A 17198-nucleotide genomic window follows, 5' to 3' on the forward strand; every position below is an offset into this window, starting at 1 on the left:
CGGGCGGGAGCGGATCGCCCGCGGCGACGCTCCCGTCCACAGTGTCTGGCGTATGCTGGCAGCGACTCCTCCCACAGGTGCGTCGCGTGAGCCTTTCGCCGATTCTCGAACGCGCCGACGATTTCTGTCGGCGTTTTTCATTGCAGCTGCCGATCCTGCTGGCACCGATGGCCGGTGCCTGTCCGGTTCCGCTTTCCGCCGCGCTGGCCAACGCCGGCAGCATGGGCGCGATGGGGGCCGTGTTGTCGCCGGCGGCGGATATCGGTCGCTGGATGCAGGACTTCCGTGCAGCGTCCAGCGGGCCGGCGCAGGTGAACCTGTGGTTGCCCGATCCCGCGCCGGTGCGCGATGTGGCCGCCGAGGCCGCCACGCGTGCGTTCCTGGGCCAGTGGGGGCCGGAGGTTGCGGCCAGCGCAGCGGATGCCGCGCCTGCCGATTTCGAGGAGCAGTTCAGTGCGCTGCTGGCGGCACGGCCGGCGGTGGCCTCGACCATCATGGGCGTGCTGTCGCCGCGTCATGTGCAGCAGTTGAAGGATGCGGGCATCGCCTGGATCGCCTGCGCTACGACGCTGGCCGAAGCGCGCGCTGCGCAGGACGCGGGTGCTGACGCGGTGGTCGCGCAGGGCGCCGAAGCCGGCGGCCATCGCGGCGCCTTCGATCCGATGCGTGCAGAGCAGCAGCTGGTCGGCTTGTTCGCACTGCTGCCGCGGCTGGCGGACAACCTGGATATTCCGGTGATCGCTGCGGGCGGAATCGGCGACGGTCGCGGCATTGCTGCTGCCTTGATGCTCGGGGCCAGCGCCGTGCAGATCGGCACGGCCTTCCTGCGCACACCCGAAGCAGCGGTGGCGCCGGCATGGGCCGATGCATTGGCCCGCAGCGAACCCGAAGACACCTGGCCGACGCGCGCGTTCAGTGGGCGCCTTGGCCGCGGCCTGGCGACTGCCTACGTGCGTGCAGCTGCTGCCGAGGGCGCACCCGCGCCGCGCCCGTACCCGGTGCAGCGTGGCCTGACTGGACCGATGCGCAAACAGGCCACGCAGGAAAACCGGCTTGCTGCGATGCAGGCCTGGGCCGGGCAGTCGGCATGGATGGCACCGGCAGCGCCGGCCGCTGGCGTGCTGCGTGGCATGTGGGAACAGGCACAGGCGCTGCTGCGATGACGGTGACCTGCAACGGCGCAACGGCGCGGGCCGAAGACCTGCTGCCGGCGCTGACCAACTACGGCCACTTCACCTCGTTGCAGGTGCGCGGCAACGCGGTGCAGGGTCTTGATCTGCATCTGCAGCGGCTGGCCAAGGCAACGCAGGAACTGTTCGGCAGCGGGCTCGATATCGCGCAGGTGCAGGCGTGGATGGCGCAGGCGCTGCAACAGGCCGGCCAGGTCGACGCATCGATGCGGGTCACCGTGTTCTCGCGCCGTTTCGATTTCCGTGAGCCACTGGCAAGCGTGCCGGTGGATGTACTGGTTGCCGTCTCCGCGCCGGTCGCGCTGACCGCGCCGAAACGCGTACGCAGCGCGACATGGCAGCGAGAGCTGCCGCAGATCAAGCATGTCGGTACGTTTGGACTGTTCGCCCAGCGCCGTGCCGCGTTGGCAGCGGGTGTCGACGATGCGCTGTTCGTCACTGCCGACGGGCAGATCAGCGAGGGCACCACCTGGAACCTGGCCGTGCATGACGGCGAACACCTGATCTGGCCACAGGCGCCTGCGCTGCGGGGAACCGCTGAAGCGCTGCTGCAGGCGGCCTGGGTGGGCCCACAGCAGACCCGGCCGTTGCGGCTGGAGCAGCTGGCCGGCATGCAGGCCGCCTTCGCCTGCAACGCCAGTGGGGTGTGGGCGCTGGACGCCATCGACGGTCAGGTGCTGCCGGGTTCGCAGGCCCTGGCCGAACAGGGCAGGGCGGTGTTGGCCCGGGTGCCCTGGCAGTCGCTTTCCTGAATGGAACCGTTGGAGTCAGAACCCTTTTGCTCGGTAAAAGGGATCTGACCCCGGGGTAGACGCCCGGGGTTGGCTCGGCCGGACTCTGCCGCTATAATCGCCCGCTTACCGCGCCATCCTGGCGACTGGGCAATAGGAAAAAACCACCATGGTCAAGATTCGACTGACCCGCGGCGGCGCCAAGAAGCGTCCGTTCTACCACATCATCGTCACCGACGTCCGCAGCGCCCGCGACGGCCGCAACATCGAGCGCGTTGGCTTCTACAACCCGGTTGCACAGGGCGGCGAGAAGCGCATCGAGCTGGACCTGGCCCGCGTTGACCATTGGGTCAAGAACGGCGCCCAGCCGACCGAGAAAGTTCGCAACCTGATCAAGGAAGCGAGCAAGTCCCAGGCCGCTGCGGCCTGATCCTGACGGGCCGCGCCCTGGTGCGGCCCATCTGATTGAACGCAGATGAAAGATAACGAGCGCCGCATCCTGCTTGGCAGGATTGTCGGCGCTTTTGGTGTGCGCGGCGAAATAAAGCTCGAGTCCTGGACCGAGCCGCGTTCCGCTATTTTCCGTTACCAACCGTGGATCCTGCGCAGCCCCAACGGGCAGGAATCGACGCTTGAAGGCGCCCGTGGCCGGGATACCGGCAAGCACCTGGTGGCCCGTTTCCCGGGCATCGAGGATCGCGACACGGTCGAGGCGATGCATGGCACCGAGGTCTTCGTGGCCCGCAGTGCGCTGCCGCCGCCCAATGCCGACGAGTATTACTGGGTCGATCTGGAGGGCCTGGATGTGAAGACCGTCGAAGGCGTTGCCCTCGGCCAGGTCTCGCACCTGTTCAGTACCGGCGCCAACGATGTGGTGGTCGTACGCGGTGACCGCGAGCGGATGATTCCGTTCGTCGTGCCGGAGTTCGTCAAATCCGTCGACTTCGAGGCCAATCTGGTCGTGGTCGACTGGGACCCCGAGTTCTGAGTGTGAGCATGCGTTTCGACGTCATCACCCTGTTCCCCGATTTCCTCGCCCAGTCCGCTGGGCTGGGTGTGGTCGGCCGTGCGCAGGAAAAGGGATTGTTCAGCCTGCATGGCTGGAATCCCCGTGATTACGCCGAGGGCAACTACCGCCGGGTGGACGATCGTCCGTTCGGCGGTGGCCCGGGCATGGTGATGCTGATCGAGCCGCTGCAGGCGTGCCTGCAGGCGATCCGTGAGGCCGATCCGACGCCTGCGCGGGTGATCCATCTCAGCCCGCAGGGCGCGCCGTTGACCCAGGCCAAGGTGCGGGAACTGGCGGCATTGCCGCGCATGGTCCTGCTCTGCGGCCGCTATGAAGGCATCGACGAGCGCTTCCTGGCCGCCAATGTCGATGAGGAGATTTCCCTCGGCGACTATGTGCTGTCCGGCGGCGAGCTGGGGGCGGCGGTCATCATCGACGCGGTGGCCCGGCTGCAGGAAGGCGCCTTGAATGACGCCGAATCCGCGGCGCAGGACAGTTTCGAGGGCGACCTCGGCCTGCTCGACTGCCCGCATTACAGCCAGCCGGCCCAGCATCCGCTGGGGGACGTGCCGGACGTGCTGCGCTCGGGCAACCATGCCGCCATCGCCGCCTGGCGCCGGCAGCAGTCGTTGATCCGTACAGCACAGCGGCGCCCGGACCTGCTGGATGAACAGGCGCTGGGCAAGGCCGACCGCAAGCTGCTGGCCCTGGCCCGCCAGGTCCCGGCGGAAAAGGGCAAGGTCTAGCGCCAGCCCTGCTTTATCGGCTATCATGGCCAATTACGCCGGCCCCGGCCGGTGCGCAGTACCCAAAACAAACGTGCAGCACAGTCCGGTGACTGCATGAGCCCACGCTGTCGAATGACACGCCCACCCGAACAATGAATCGGTGTAACCCATGAGCAAGCTGAACAAGTCCATCGTCGCGGAATTCGAATCCGCCCAGATCACCCGCGAACTGCCGCAGTTCAGCCAGGGCGACACCATTGTCGTCAACGTGAAGGTGAAGGAAGGTACCCGCGAGCGCGTGCAGGCCTATGAAGGCGTTGTCATCGCGACCAAGAACGGCGGCCTGAACTCCTCGTTCACCGTGCGCAAGATCTCGCACGGCTACGGCGTCGAGCGCGTGTTCCAGACCCACAGCGCCATCATCGACTCGGTCGAAGTGAAGCGCCGTGGTAAGGTCCGCGCAGGCAAGCTGTACTACCTGCGTGGCCTGGAAGGCAAGGCTGCCCGCATCAAGGAAGATCTGGCTGCTGCTGCTGCCGCCAAGGCTGCCCGCCTGGCAACCAAGGGCTGATAAACAACTTCGGTTGTTGCCGCGACGGCCGCCTTCGGGCGGCCGTTTGCGTTTGTGGTGCCGCCTCGTTAGTTTCAGTGGATGGATGAGACCGACCATCGATACCCGGCGGACATCCAGGTGGCGCTGCGCTTCCTGGACCGTTCCGGGGTGCCACGGAGGGAAGCGGCCCCCTTGCTGCACCGCATGCTGTGGCGGCTGGGTGTCGCGCTTCCGCCGCCGATACTGGCCGGTTTCCTGACCAATACGCTGCTGCAGGGCTTGCTGTTTGGCGTGTTCTGGACGGTACTGATGTGGCTGCTGTTGTGGCAGGGCAGGGCCCCGGCACTGGAACTGCTGTTGCTTGCCGGGGTGGCGGCAGGCGTGATGTTCGGCCTGGTGATGGCCACCCTGATGTGGTTCCTGCGCGGGGCCCGCAAGCTGCCCACCTGGCGGCAGTTCCGCAGCAGCCTCTGAGACCATGGCGCAGTGCGCCGTGACCGCTGCCGGGCGGCGGCGTACGCTCGGGCCTTCACCCCTCATGGCCCCTGCGATGCCCGCCAAGCGACCTGCCAGCAGTGCCGCGCCGAAGCTGCTGTCCGGCGGTAACCCGCAGATCGCCAAGGGTGAGGGCGATGCGCCCGTGCAGGCTTATATCGCTGCCATGCCGGACTGGAAACGGGCCGTTGGTGAGCGTCTGGACGCCCTGATCGAACAGGCCGTGCCCGGTGTGCACAAGGCAGTGAAATGGAACTCGCCGATGTACGGCGTTGCTGCCGGCGAGGGCTGGTTCCTCAGCTTCCATTGCTTCGCCCGCTACATCAAGGTCGCGTTCTTTCGCGGCGCGCTGTTGCAGCCTGTTCCGCCTGAACCGTCCAAGAGCGCCGACACGCGCTACCTGCACATCCTTGAGGACGAGCCGCTGGACGAGGCGCGGTTCCTCGACTGGGTGCGGCAGGCCAGCCAGCTGCCTGGCGAACGCATGTAATCCCCCAGGTTCTTTCCCCGAACGAGACCACGCGATGGCCACGCAGAAGTCCGATCCCGCAGATGCCGCTCTCCCCGCTGCCGCCCTGATTGACGCCCGCATCGCCGAGCTCGCTGATTGGCGCGGCGACATCCTCGCCCGCGTGCGCGCGCTGATCCACGAGGTGCTGCCGGACGTGGAGGAAACCTGGAAATGGCGCGGCACACCGGTGTGGGAGCACAACGGCATCCTGTGCACCGGCGAAACCTACAAGCAGGCGGTGAAGCTGACCTTCGCCCACGGCGCCGCGTTGCCGGACCCGAAGCGTCTGTTCAATGCCAGCCTGGAAGGCGGCACACGCCGCGCGATCGACATCCACGAAGGCGGCATGCCCAACGGCGCGGCGCTGAAAGCACTGCTGCGCGCCGCCGCCAGGCACAACGCGGAAAAGAAAAAGCGGTAGTGCCGGCCGCTGGCCGGCAATCCCATGGACTTCCCAGGTATCGCGCGGTTGCCGGCCAGCGGCCGGCACTACCGGTGCATGTTCAACGCGGTGGAATGGTTTCCAGCGCCACATCCGGGTCGGCCACCGGCGAAGGCGGACAGGCGGGAATCTCCGAGGGCGTGGCGAGTTCTTCGGCATGCACCGGTGTACTGATCATCTTCGCCTTGCGCCAGCCACCCCAGCGGTAATACGCCAGCGACAGCAGCATCGACACCAGCGAACCGGCCGGGAAACTCCACCAGATCGCATCGGCACCCCAGTACGGCTGCAGGAATTCGGCGAACGGCACGCGCACGCCCCACAGCGACGCGGCCAGGATCAGCAGCGGCGGCAGCACCGCGCCGGTGGAGCGCACCACGCCGGAGATCACGAAGCTGACGCCGAAGAACAGGAACGAACCGATCACGATGTGGTTCAGGTGCCGCGCGATCTGCAGCGACTCGCTGCCCTGCGGCAGGAACAAGGCCAGCGAATACTGGTCCAGCAGCACCAGCGGCAGGATCAACGCGCCGGTCAGCAGGAAGTTGAACGCGATGCCCTGGCGTGCGGTACCGCGCACGCGATCCCAGCGCTGCGCACCGACATTCTGCGCGGCCATCGACGAACACGCCGCACCGATCGCCATCGCCGGCATCTGCACGTAGTTCCACAGCTGCAGCGATGCACCGTAGGCTGCGCCGGTGTCAGTGCCGTACTGGTTGACCATGGTCATCAGCATGATCACCGACAGCGAGATCAGCACCATCTGCAGGCCCATCGGCACGCCCTTGACCACCAGCGCGCGCAGGATGGTCATGTCCAGCTTGAACAGGTGCATGTCGGCGCGGCCCAGCCACAGCGTGTGCCGCTTGTGCCGCATGTACAGCAGCAGGCCTGCCAGCGACAGCGTCTGCGACACCAGCGTGGCCCAGGCCGAGCCGGCGATGCCCAGTTCCGGGAACGGCCCCATGCCGAAGATCAGCACCGGGTTCAGGGCGATGTCCAGCACCACCGAGACCAGCAGGAAGCGGAAGGGCGTGCGCGAATCGCCGGCACCGCGCAGCGCCGCACTGAGGAAGGCGAAGGCGTACAGCGTTGGCATCGCCAGGAAGATGATGCGCAGATAGGCCTCGGCCAACGGCAGCGAGGCGGCGGGCGTGCCCATCGCCGCCAGCAGCGGGTGGGCCAGGAACCAGCCGGCGATGGCGATGATCACCGACAGGCCGATGAAGAACGTGGCGCTGGTGCCGACCACGCGTCGTGCCTGGGCGATGTCGCGCGCACCGATGGCCTGGCCGATCAGGATGGTCGAGGCCATGCCGAAGCCGAACACCGAACCGATCAGGAAGAACATGATGTTGTTGGCGTTCGCGGTCGCGGTCAGTGCCGCTTCGCCAAGGAAGCGCCCCACCCATACCGCATTCACCGAGCCGTTCAGCGACTGCGCGATGTTGCCTGCCAGGATCGGCAGCGCGAACAGCAGCAGGTTGCGGCCGATCGGGCCGGAGGTCAGGTCAAGCGGCGCTTTGGCCATGGAGTGGTGATCGATTCCCGGGAGGCGCACACTAGCATCAAGCCGGTTTGCAGGATGTGGCAATGCATCAACCACAACAGGCGATGCGGATGATCGTGGCGGCCTTGATCGCAGCGGCACTGGCCGCATGTTCGTCGGGTGACCGGCTGGGCGATACCCAGGTGCGGCCGACCGACCGCCCCGAGTGCCTGGTCGGCAGCCAGCGCCAGGACCTGGCGGCCGGCACGCCGGCATTGATCGGGGGCAGCGGCTGCCGCACCGACCCCGACAATCCGCGCCCCCTGAACAAGCGAACGGAGTAGTCCCCACCGATGTCCGAGCTTTCCCCGTTGGCGCCCAGCGTCCGTCTGGACATCTGGTTGTGGGCGGCCCGCTTCTTCAAGACCCGCAGCCTGGCCAAACAGGCGATCGAGACCGGCAAGGTATCCGTGGCCGGGCAGCGTCCGAAATCCTCGCGCGCAGTACGCGTTGGAGAGCAGCTGCTGGTCGATCGCGGTGAAGAACACTTCGAGATCCAGGTGCTGGGCCTGAGCGACCAGCGCGGTCCGGCGCCGGTGGCGCAGCAGTTGTATGCCGAGAGCGAAGTCTCCAAGGCCCGCCGCGCCGAACAGCGTGCGCTGCGCATTGCCGCGCGTGATGGCTACCAGGCACCGGAGCACAAGCCGGACAAGCGCGCACGCCGGTTGATCCGCGCACTGGGTGATATCGACGCCCTGTGACGGCGCCGCCCGGGCGCTGGTAGTCGCCCACCTCGGTGGGCGTTGCGCCATGTGCCGACCAAGGTCGGCATCAACCGGGTAAAGGCCCCGCAGCAGAGTCTGGTAGTCGCCCACCTTGGTGGGCGCCGTGCCAGGTGCCAACCAAGGTTGGCACCTACCATATCCGGTCAACCGTGCAGGTCGTAGCGATCCAGTTCCATCACCCGGGTCCAGGCGGCGATGAAATCCTGCACGAACTTCTTCTCGCCATCGACGCTGGCGTAGACCTCGGCCAGGGCGCGCAGCACGGCGTTGGAGCCGAACACCAGGTCGGTACGGGTGCCGGTCCAGCGCGCAGCGCCATCGCTGCGGCCGCGGCCTTCATAGCTTTCGCGACCGGTCGCCTTCCAGGTGGTGCCCATGTCCAGCAGGTTGACGAAGAAGTCGTTGCTCAGCGTGCCGGGACGGCTGGTGAACACGCCGTGCCTGCCGCTGTCAGCATTGGCGCCGAGCACGCGCAGGCCACCGACCAGGGCGGTCATTTCCGGTGCCGTGAGGGTCAGCAGCTGAGCCTTGTCGATCAGCAGCGCCTCACCCGGCACGCTGTAAGCGCCCTTGAGGTAGTTGCGGAAACCATCGGCAGCCGGTTCCAGCACCGCGAACGATTCGACGTCGGTCTGTTCCTGGCTGGCATCGGTGCGGCCCGGAGTGAACGGCACGCTCAGGTCATGGCCGCCGGCCTTCGCTGCCTGCTCGATGCCGACGCCACCGGCCAGCACGATCAGGTCGGCCAGCGACACCTGCTTGCTGCCCGCGCCGTTGAACTCGGCCTGGACCTTTTCCAGCGCGGCCAGCACCTTGGCCAGCTGCTGCGGCTGGTTCACCGCCCAGTCCTTCTGCGGTGCCAGGCGCACGCGTGCACCATTGGCGCCACCGCGCTTGTCCGAACCGCGGAAGGTCGAGGCCGAGGCCCACGCCGTGGACACCAGCTCGGCCACGCTCAGGCCGGTCGCTGCGATCTTCTGCTTCAGCGCGGCGATGTCCTTGGCGTCGATCAACGGGTGCTTGGCTTCCGGCACTGGGTCCTGCCAGATGAATTCCTCGGCCGGAATCTCCGGGCCGAGATAGCGCGCACGTGGGCCCATGTCGCGATGGGTCAGCTTGAACCAGGCGCGGGCGAAGGCATCGGCGAAGGCCTGCGGATCAGCAAGGAATTTCCGCGAGATCTTTTCGTAGGCCGGGTCCATGCGCAGCGACAGGTCGGTGGTCAGCATGGTCGGGCGGTGCTTTTTCGATGGATCGTGCGCATCGGGAATCACTGCGTCCGCATTCTTGGCGACCCACTGGTGCGCGCCGGCCGGGCTCTTGCTCAGCTCCCATTCGTTGCCGAACAGGATCTCGAAGAAGTCGTGGCTCCACTGCGCGGGGGTGCGGGTCCAGGTGACTTCCAGGCCGCTGGTGATGGTGTCGCCGCCCTTGCCACTGCCGAAGCTGTTGGCCCAGCCCAGGCCCTGGCTTTCCAGGCCCGCTGCTTCCGGTTCCTTGCCGACGTTGTCGGCCGGGCCGGCACCATGGGTCTTGCCGAAGCTGTGGCCACCGGCGATCAGGGCGACGGTTTCCTCATCGTCCATTGCCATGCGGCCGAAGGTGTCGCGGATGTCATGCGCGGCCAGCACCGGATCGGGATTGCCATCCGGGCCTTCCGGGTTCACATAGATCAAGCCCATCTGTACCGCGGCCAGCGGGTTTTCCAGTTTGCGCGAGTGCACATCGCCATCAGCGTCGTCATCGGACACCAGCACGCCGTGCTCCTCCTGCACGCCCTCCGAGCCGTGCTTGTAGCGCACGTCGCCGCCGAGCCAGGTGGTCTCGCGGCCCCAGTACACGTCCTGGTCCGGCTCCCAGGTATCGGGACGGCCGCCGGCAAAGCCGAGCGTCTTGAAGCCCATCGACTCCAGCGCGACGTTGCCGGTCAGGATCAGCAGGTCGGCCCAGGAAATGGCCTGGCCATATTTCTGCTTGATCGGCCACAGCAGGCGTCGCGCCTTGTCCAGGCTGACGTTGTCGGGCCAGCTGTTGAGCGGAGCGAAGCGCTGCTGGCCGCGGCCACCACCACCACGGCCGTCATCGATGCGGTAGGTGCCGGCGCTGTGCCAGGCCATGCGGATGAACAGGCCGCCGTAGTGGCCGAAGTCGGCTGGCCACCAGTCCTGCGAGTCGGTCATCAACGCCTTCAGGTCGGCCTTCAGGGCGCTGTAGTCCAGCCCATTGAAGGCCTTGGCGTAGTCGAAGCCCGCATCAAGGGGATTGGAGCGCGTGGAGTGCTGGTTGAGCAGATCCACGCGCAGCTGGTTCGGCCACCAGTCGCGGTTGGTCGTCGCATCACCGACGACGGCATGGTTGAACGGGCACTTCGCTTCGCTTTTCATGGGTCTCTACCTGTGGGCTGGCGAATGAGGGAATCAGATCGCTTACCCACCATAGGCATCGCCTAATGATGGGTAAATTCGATTGATTCAACCGATGCGATAGTGGCTGCCTATGGCAGGCGGCGCTTGCATCGTTGTGCGCGATCAGCGCTTGAGCAGGCCCGCGCCGAGCTTGAACAGATCGCTGGCGCCGAACTGGCCATCGCCGTCCTGATCGAGCGCACCGCCGAGCAGGCTGCCGATGCCGCCGCCGGATTGCTGTGCTTCCTGGCCCAGGGCCTGGCTGAGCTGGCCGGCGTTGCCGCTCTGGGCAAACCGCTGGGCCAGGAACGACATGACGATGGGGGCCAGGATCGCCAGCAGCTGGCTGGACCTGCCGCTGTCCAGGCCGGTCTTCTGGCCCAGCACTTCGGCCGCCTGCGAGGTCTGCCCACCGAACACGTGGCCGAGGATGCCGGCACCGTTGGTGGCGTTGCCGCCGCCACCGCCCATCACCGCGCCGAGGATGCTGCCGATGTCGAAACCGCCGCCAGCACCGCCACCGCCTCCCGAACCAAGGTGGTCGCGCTGCAGGGCATTGAGCAGGGACTGCGCACCCTGCGGCTCGCTGGCGTTCTGGCCCATCGCGCCGAGCAGCAGCGGCAGCGCGCTGCCGACGGCCTGGGTAGCCTGGCTGCTGTCCAGGCCGAGCTGCTGCGAGACCTGCTGCAGGCCTTGGCCCTGCTGCAGCTGCTGGAAGAGGGATGCAGCAAGGGATTCGGTGTTCATGGCGGTCTCCGGTCTGTGAAGGACGAACCGCCCGAGCATAACGCCGTGTACACGACGGCAATGCGAAGGCTTCATGGCGGGCGTCCGCCGGGCAGGGCCGGCGGAACCTGCGGCCTGCCTTACAGCAGCGCCTTCAACCGGTACAGCGCTTCCAGTGCCTGCTTCGGGGTCAGCTCGTCCGGGTCGATCGCGGCCAGCGCCTCCTGCGCCTTGTTCGGCGGAGCGGCAAACAGCCCGAACTGCTGCGGGGCATCCAGCGCCTGCGGGGCGAGTTCGGCGGCATGGCTTTCGCCGCCGCGCTGTTCCAGTTCGGCCAGGCGTCGGCGCGCCTGTGCCACGGTGGCACGCGGCAGACCGGCCAGGGCAGCCACCTGCAGGCCGAAGCTGCGGTTGGCCGGACCGTCCTTCACTGCATGCATGAACACCAGTGCTTCGCCGTGCTCGACGGCATCCAGATGCACGTTGGCGATGCCGCTGCGGCCGCCCTCGTGCTGTTCGTCGGCCAACGCGGTCAGTTCGAAGTAATGGGTCGCAAACAGCGTGTAACAGCGGTTTTCGTAGGCGAGGTGGCGCGCTACCGCGTCGGCCAGGGCCAGGCCGTCGTAGGTGGACGTGCCGCGGCCGATCTCGTCCATCAGCACCAGCGAATGCGCGGTGGCGTGATGCAGGATGTAGCTGGTTTCGGCCATCTCGACCATGAAGGTCGACTGCCCGCGGGCAAGGTCATCGCCTGCGCCAATGCGGGTCAGGATGCGGTCGATCGGGCCGATCAGCGCACGGCTGGCCGGCACGAAGCTGCCGATGTGGGCCAGCAGCACGATCAGCGCGTTCTGCCGCATGTAGGTCGATTTACCGCCCATGTTCGGGCCGGTGATGACCAGCATGCGACGGTCCGGGTGCAGGTCCAGGTCGTTGGGCTCGAACGGCTGGTCACGCACCGCTTCCACCACCGGATGGCGGCCGCGCTCGATCTTCAGGCACGGCTCGGCCTGCAGCTCCGGGCGCGCCCAGTCCAGCGCCTGCGCACGTTCGGCGAAGGCGGCCAGCACGTCCAGTTCGCTGAGTGCGGCAGCACACTGCTTGAGCGGCTCCAGCTGGGTGCCCAGCGTGTCCAGCAGCTGCTCGTACAGGTACTTTTCGCGCGACAGCGAACGGTCGCGGGCGGACAGCACCTTGTCTTCGAACGCCTTCAGTTCTTCGGTGATGTAGCGCTCGGCGTTGGTCAGTGTCTGCCGGCGGGTGTAGTGCACCGGCGCACGGTCGGACTGGCCCTTGCTGATTTCGATGTAGTAGCCGTGCACACGGTTGTAGCCGACCTTCAAGGTGGCGATGCCGCTGCTCTCGCGCTCGCGCTGTTCCAGGTCGACCAGGAACTGGTCGGCGTGGGTCGACAGGCGGCGCAGCTCATCCAGCTCGGCGTCGAAGCCATCGGCCAGCACGCCACCATCGCTGAGCTTGAGCGGCGGCATGTCGGCGATCGCGCTGGCCAGCAGGTGGGCGCATTCGTCGTGTTCGCCGAGCGCGGCGTGCAGGGTCTGCAGGCGCGGTGAATCCAGCGGTGCCAGCACCTCGCGTACGGCCGGCAGCAGGCCGAGGCCATCGCGCAGGGTGGAGAAGTCGCGCGGCCGTGCCGAGCGCAGGGCAACGCGGGTGAGGATGCGTTCAAGGTCGCCGAGGCGGCGGAACTGTTCGCGGATATCTGCGTCCGCGCCACGGTCGATCAGTGTTTCCACCGCGTGGTGGCGCTGCACCAGCACCTCGCGCAGGCGCAGCGGCCGATGCAGCCAGCGGCGCAGCAGGCGGCCGCCCATCGGCGTCACCGTGCTGTCGAGCACGCCGAGCAGGGTATTGCGGGTATCGCCGTCGACACGGGTGTCCAGCTCCAGATGGCGCCGCGTTGCCGCGTTCATCGCGATCGCTTCGCCGGCGGTTTCCATCGAGATGGAGGTCAGGTGCGGCAGGCGCTGCTTCTGGGTTTCCTCGACATAGCCGAGCAGGGCGCCGGCAGCGGCCGTTGCGCGCGGCTTGTCGTCGATGCCGAAGCCGCTCAGGTCATGCAGCTTGAAGAAGTTCAGCAGCTGGCGGCGGCCACTGTCGGCGTCGAACAGCCATGGCGCGCGGCGACGCACGCCGCTGCGCTGGCGCAGGAACTCCGGCCAGTTCTCCTCATCCGGCACCAGCAGTTCGGCCGGCTCCAAACGCGCGAGTTCGGCTTCCAGCGCGTCATCGGTGTCCACCTCGTTGACCAGGAAACGGCCGCCGGCCAGGTCGGCCCAGGCCAGGCCATAGCCGTTCTTGTTGCGCGACAGGGCCATCAGCAGGGTGTCGCGACGCTCGTCCAGCAGCGCTTCGTCGGTGACCGTGCCGGGGGTGACGATGCGCACCACCTTGCGTTCGACCAGGCCCTTGGCCAGTGCCGGGTCGCCGATCTGTTCGCAGATCGCCACCGATTCGCCCAGCGCGACCAGTCGTGCCAGGTAGCCCTCGTAGGCGTGCACCGGCACGCCGGCCATCGGAATCGGTGCACCACCGGAGCTGCCGCGCTGGGTCAGGGTGATGTCGAGCAGGCGCGCGGCCTTGCGCGCGTCGTCGTAGAACAGCTCGTAGAAGTCGCCCATGCGGAAGAACAGCAGCAGGTCCGGATAGTCGGACTTGGCTGCGAAGAACTGCTTCATCAGCGGGGTGTGTTCGGCGGACTTGTCTTTGGACATGGGACTCGTGGATCAGGGGCGTCCGCTCGCGCCGGAGGGCAGCGGGGCGGAGCCGGTACAGGGTTGTCCATGGTAACTGGTCGCGGCAGGGGGGACGCTTTTGCCGGGGGCGTGGCACGTGTCGCAGGTGAACAGCTGCGGTGGCGCGTGCGACTTTCAATGGTTGTGCGGGAGGCTCGGGCGATGGGCAATTGCGAGTGAAAAGGTCGTTGCCGGCGCCAGCCTGCTGGTGCTGGGTGAATCCGCGTTATGGGTCACAGCTTTCGGAGGGATGTCCGGCGGAGGGTGGATCGCCGCAATCGAGCGGTCAAACGGAGTCATGCATGTTCCTTCGGGTGTTGCTTGCGATATTTCTGGCCTGCACCGCGGGTCTTTCCCTGGCGGCAGAGGCGGCGCCTTCGAATGACCTGCACCACCTTGCGTTGCGGGTGCTGCACGACGGGGTCCCCGCGTTCTCGCCCCGGCTGAGCGTGCGGCAGGGGCGCACGGCGACCGTCGCGCTGGAGGGCAGGCATGGGCAACGCTACAGCCTGGTGGTCGACATTGCCGAAGCGGAGGCCATCGCCGGCGAAGCGGGTGCAGACCTGCAGTGGAGCTTGTGGCAGGACGGGACGCTGCTGCAGGAGGGCGCATTGACGATCTCTCCGGCGATGGTGCAGGCGGCGGCACTGGAGGGGCGGCCGCTGGGTGTCCGCAAGCGTGGGCTGGGCGGGGGACAGGTCGACGTCCAGGTGCTGGACTATTCGGCGGAGGCGTCGCCCTCGGAAGGAGATGGCAGGGCGACTGCCTGTGCCATCGCCTCGCCAATGGCAACCGCTCGCGATAAGGGATGTTGTGCAGCGAAGTGCCAGGATGGCAGCGGACAGTCGCTCAAGTGCTGTGGTGCAAGCTCCTGCTGTGCATGTGGTACCTGTTGCCACGTTCCTTGATGGGCGTCGGCAGCAGGCGTGGCAGCCTCAGGCCTGTACCAGGGTGATGTCCGGGTGGCTGGCGAAGATCTCCATCACGATGTCGAAGTAGGTCTGCCCCTCGCCACGTTGCAGGGCGTCCAGCTGGCGGCCGATGGTTTCGGCATTGAACGTACCCGGCTGCCGCAGCTTGTCTTCCAGCCACGCGCGCGTGGCCTCCAATCCCAGTGCCTGTCGGCTGCGGTCGATGTCGCACCAGACCAGCGTGGCGGTTTCGTGCCCGGCCAGCGCGCCATAACCGCCGTACAGCAGATCGTCCAGCCCATCGAGACTGGGCCCGAGCTGCCAGGCTTCGCCGGCCATGAATACCCGGTTGATCTCCGCATAGAGGCTGGGGATATCAACAATGGCGGTGCCATCGATCTGCAGGAATACGGTCATGCGCCGACTGTAGCGTGGGCCGGCGAAAGGCGTTGTGCTGAACGCCGTTGCTTTGCGACGTGGCGCGTGCGTACGCATACTCTGGATCTCTGCCTGCGGTGTTCTGTCCCGTAGTCCTGGGCATTTGAAAATTTTCCTATAGAAATCCTTCGGGCGGCCGATAGCCTATGCGCCACTTCGCGTCGGGCGCGGTGGCATGCCGTTGCATACCCCCGGCGAACCTCGATTCAAGCCATTGGGTTGGCCCTTCTCCTTTCCGGGAGCAGGACCGCTGACGCGTGGCATCAACGCGTGGAATTGATTGTGCAAGCAAGGAAGATGTCTGTGCGCGGTGCGCGCCGCAGTGGTGGAGGGTTGGTGCTTCTGGGCATGGCCTTCAGTGTCGCTGCCCAGCAGGTGGGTGACCCGGGCGCGCAGGAGCTGCTGCGCCAGCAGGAACGAGAACGCGTGCTGCGCGAGCAGCAGGAAAGCCGGCCCGATGTACGCCTGGAGAGCAGCCAGGGTGAACAGGGGGAGCGCCTGCCGACGCAGGAGCAGCCCTGCGTTCGTATTGATCGCATCGTGCTGGACGGCGAGGGTGCCAAGGACTTCCAGTGGGCATTGGCCGCAGCCGATCCGCGCGAAGATCCCGCCAGCGGCCGCTGCCTGGGCACTGAAGGCATCAACGTGGTGATGAAGCGCGTGCAGAACGCGATCATCGCGCGTGGCTATGTCACCACCCGCGTGCTGTCGGCACCGCAGGATCTGAATACCGGCACGCTGACACTGTCGGTGGTGCCCGGGCGATTCCGCGAGGCGGTGTTCACCGAGGCGGATGGGCGGCATCCGGCCATCGCCAATGCGCTGCCGATCCGCAGTGGCGGCCTGTTGAACCTGCGCGACATCGAGCAGGGGCTGGAGAACCTGCAGCGCGTGCCCACCGTCACTGCTGACATCAAGATCGCACCTGCAGACGGCGAAGGCGCCGCGCCCGGGCAGAGCGACCTGAACATCGACTGGAAACAGCGTTCGCCGGTGCGTGCCAGCCTGACCCTGGACGATGCAGGCAGCCAGGGCACCGGCAAGCTGCAGGCCAACGCCACGCTGTCGTTGGACAACCCGCTGGGCCTGAACGAGCTGTTCTACGTCAGCGCGGGGCGCGGCGTGTTCAATGGCAAAGGCAAGGACACCAACAGCTGGACCGCGCACTACGACGTGCCCTACGGCTACTGGCTGTTCGGCGCCACGGCCAGTGCCTACGACTACAGCCAGACCGTGGTGGGCGCGTACGAAAGCTATGACTACAGCGGCCGCAGCGGCAACGCCGAGGCACGCGTGGATCGCCTGCTGCTGCGCAATGCCAAGACCAAGCTGGGCATCTACGGCCGCGGCTGGCAGCGCACGTCGAAGAACTACATCGACGATACCGAGATCGAGGTGCAGCGTCGCCGTACCTCGGGCTGGGAGCTCGGCCTGACCCACAAGCAGTTCATCGGTGCGGCCACGCTTGATGCCACGCTGGCATACCGGCGCGGCACCGGCGCCTTCCATGCACTGCGCTCCCCGGAAGAGATGGCCCAGGCGTGGGATCCAAGCCTGCCGTTGGAAGGCACCTCGCGGATGAAGCTGATCACGGCTGACGCGCAGTTCAGCGTGCCGTTCCAGCTGGGGAAGCAGCGCCTGCGCTACACCGCTGCCTGGCGCGCGCAGTGGAACCGCACACCATTGTCGCCCCAGGATCGCTTTGCGATCGGCGGCCGCTACACGGTGCGTGGCTTCGATGGCGAAAGCTCGCTCAGCGGTGAGCGCGGCTGGTCGCTGCGCAACGACCTGTCGCTGGGTATCGGCGGCGGCCAGGAGTTCTACGTCGCCGCCGACTACGGCCGCATCGGCGGGCCATCGGCGCAATGGCAATCCGGCCGGGATCTGGCCGGCATGGCATTGGGCCTGCGCGGCGGCTGGCAGCAGCTTTCCTGGGACGGCTTCGTGGGCTCGGCCCTGCACAAGCCCTCCAACTTCCCGACTGACTACACCACCTTCGGCTTCAGCCTGGCGTGGCGCTACTGATCTG

At 66.9% G+C, this 17198-nt stretch carries 18 protein-coding genes; 13 read left to right on the top strand and 5 right to left on the bottom strand.

What is annotated here, in order from left to right:
- The first annotated feature begins 86 nt into the window (after nt 1-86).
- The 9 genes from ABIA73_RS03850 (at nt 87) to ABIA73_RS03890 (ending at nt 5638) form a co-directional block, all read left to right on the top strand.
- Nucleotides 87-1163 (top strand): NAD(P)H-dependent flavin oxidoreductase, encoded by a 1077-nt coding sequence (locus tag ABIA73_RS03850; protein WP_354275453.1) that lies wholly within the window; start codon nt 87-89, stop codon nt 1161-1163.
- Nucleotides 1160-1942: an aminotransferase class IV family protein gene (locus ABIA73_RS03855; protein WP_354275454.1), complete on the top strand. Its 783-nt coding sequence runs from the start codon at nt 1160-1162 to the stop codon at nt 1940-1942. Before ABIA73_RS03850 ends, ABIA73_RS03855 begins: the two co-directional genes overlap by 4 nt.
- A gap of 148 nt (nt 1943-2090) precedes the next feature.
- The gene (gene rpsP / locus ABIA73_RS03860; protein WP_025873821.1) at nt 2091-2351 is read left to right on the top strand and encodes a 30S ribosomal protein S16; all 261 of its coding nucleotides are present in this window, start codon (nt 2091-2093) and stop codon (nt 2349-2351) included.
- Nucleotides 2352-2396: 45 nt separating this feature from the next.
- Complete coding sequence (gene rimM / locus ABIA73_RS03865; RefSeq protein ID WP_025873820.1) at nt 2397-2909, top strand: ribosome maturation factor RimM; 513 nt, start codon at nt 2397-2399, stop codon at nt 2907-2909.
- Between the two features lie 8 nt (nt 2910-2917).
- The gene (gene trmD / locus ABIA73_RS03870) at nt 2918-3676 is read left to right on the top strand and encodes a tRNA (guanosine(37)-N1)-methyltransferase TrmD (protein WP_025873819.1); all 759 of its coding nucleotides are present in this window, start codon (nt 2918-2920) and stop codon (nt 3674-3676) included.
- Between the two features lie 151 nt (nt 3677-3827).
- Entirely contained in the window at nt 3828-4229 is a 402-nt protein-coding gene (gene rplS, locus ABIA73_RS03875; RefSeq protein WP_025873818.1) for a 50S ribosomal protein L19, read from the top strand.
- A gap of 81 nt (nt 4230-4310) precedes the next feature.
- Nucleotides 4311-4685: a DUF6404 family protein gene (locus ABIA73_RS03880; protein ID WP_025873817.1), complete on the top strand. Its 375-nt coding sequence runs from the start codon at nt 4311-4313 to the stop codon at nt 4683-4685.
- Nucleotides 4686-4761: 76 nt separating this feature from the next.
- Nucleotides 4762-5196: a DUF1801 domain-containing protein gene (locus ABIA73_RS03885; protein ID WP_033830650.1), complete on the top strand. Its 435-nt coding sequence runs from the start codon at nt 4762-4764 to the stop codon at nt 5194-5196.
- Between the two features lie 34 nt (nt 5197-5230).
- Nucleotides 5231-5638 carry a DUF1801 domain-containing protein gene (locus tag ABIA73_RS03890; RefSeq protein ID WP_313283357.1) on the top strand — a complete coding sequence of 136 codons (408 nt, stop codon included), beginning with the start codon at nt 5231-5233 and terminating at the stop codon, nt 5636-5638.
- Between the two features lie 82 nt (nt 5639-5720).
- Here the strand turns inward: ABIA73_RS03890 and ABIA73_RS03895 are convergent, their stop codons facing one another.
- The gene (locus ABIA73_RS03895; RefSeq protein WP_354275455.1) at nt 5721-7193 is read right to left on the bottom strand and encodes an MATE family efflux transporter; all 1473 of its coding nucleotides are present in this window, start codon (nt 7191-7193) and stop codon (nt 5721-5723) included.
- Nucleotides 7194-7255: 62 nt separating this feature from the next.
- Here ABIA73_RS03895 and ABIA73_RS03900 point away from each other — a divergent pair, with 62 nt between their 5' ends.
- Both ABIA73_RS03900 and ABIA73_RS03905 read left to right on the top strand, forming a co-directional pair.
- Nucleotides 7256-7495 carry a hypothetical protein gene (locus ABIA73_RS03900; RefSeq protein WP_025873813.1) on the top strand — a complete coding sequence of 80 codons (240 nt, stop codon included), beginning with the start codon at nt 7256-7258 and terminating at the stop codon, nt 7493-7495.
- Between the two features lie 9 nt (nt 7496-7504).
- Nucleotides 7505-7912, top strand: coding sequence for an RNA-binding S4 domain-containing protein (locus ABIA73_RS03905; RefSeq protein ID WP_279208567.1), 408 nt, complete (start codon nt 7505-7507; stop codon nt 7910-7912).
- Between the two features lie 167 nt (nt 7913-8079).
- Here ABIA73_RS03905 and katG read toward each other — a convergent pair whose 3' ends face one another.
- The 3 genes from katG to mutS all read right to left on the bottom strand — a co-directional run bounded on the left by katG (nt 8080) and on the right by mutS (nt 13799).
- A complete protein-coding gene (gene katG, locus ABIA73_RS03910; protein WP_354275456.1) occupies nt 8080-10320 on the bottom strand; it encodes a catalase/peroxidase HPI in 2241 nt (746 codons plus the stop codon).
- A 144-nt stretch (nt 10321-10464) separates the two neighbouring features.
- Nucleotides 10465-11088 carry a DUF937 domain-containing protein gene (locus ABIA73_RS03915; protein ID WP_025873810.1) on the bottom strand — a complete coding sequence of 208 codons (624 nt, stop codon included), beginning with the start codon at nt 11086-11088 and terminating at the stop codon, nt 10465-10467.
- Between the two features lie 119 nt (nt 11089-11207).
- Nucleotides 11208-13799, bottom strand: a complete 2592-nt coding sequence (gene mutS / locus ABIA73_RS03920) for a DNA mismatch repair protein MutS (RefSeq protein ID WP_099783279.1) — start codon at nt 13797-13799, stop codon at nt 11208-11210.
- Nucleotides 13800-14122: 323 nt separating this feature from the next.
- Here mutS and ABIA73_RS03925 point away from each other — a divergent pair, with 323 nt between their 5' ends.
- Complete coding sequence (locus ABIA73_RS03925; RefSeq protein WP_354275457.1) at nt 14123-14728, top strand: hypothetical protein; 606 nt, start codon at nt 14123-14125, stop codon at nt 14726-14728.
- 27 nt (nt 14729-14755) lie between these two features.
- Here the strand turns inward: ABIA73_RS03925 and ABIA73_RS03930 are convergent, their stop codons facing one another.
- Nucleotides 14756-15148 (bottom strand): barstar family protein, encoded by a 393-nt coding sequence (locus ABIA73_RS03930; RefSeq protein ID WP_354275458.1) that lies wholly within the window; start codon nt 15146-15148, stop codon nt 14756-14758.
- Nucleotides 15149-15517: 369 nt separating this feature from the next.
- On the opposite strand from ABIA73_RS03930, the gene ABIA73_RS03935 reads away from it, so the two are divergent.
- Entirely contained in the window at nt 15518-17194 is a 1677-nt protein-coding gene (locus ABIA73_RS03935) for a ShlB/FhaC/HecB family hemolysin secretion/activation protein (protein ID WP_354275500.1), read from the top strand.
- The last annotated feature ends 4 nt before the right edge of the window (nt 17195-17198 follow it).

The sequence above is a fragment of the Stenotrophomonas sp. 2694 genome (assembly GCF_040548715.1).
Taxonomy (GTDB): Bacteria; Pseudomonadota; Gammaproteobacteria; order Xanthomonadales; family Xanthomonadaceae; genus Stenotrophomonas; species Stenotrophomonas indicatrix.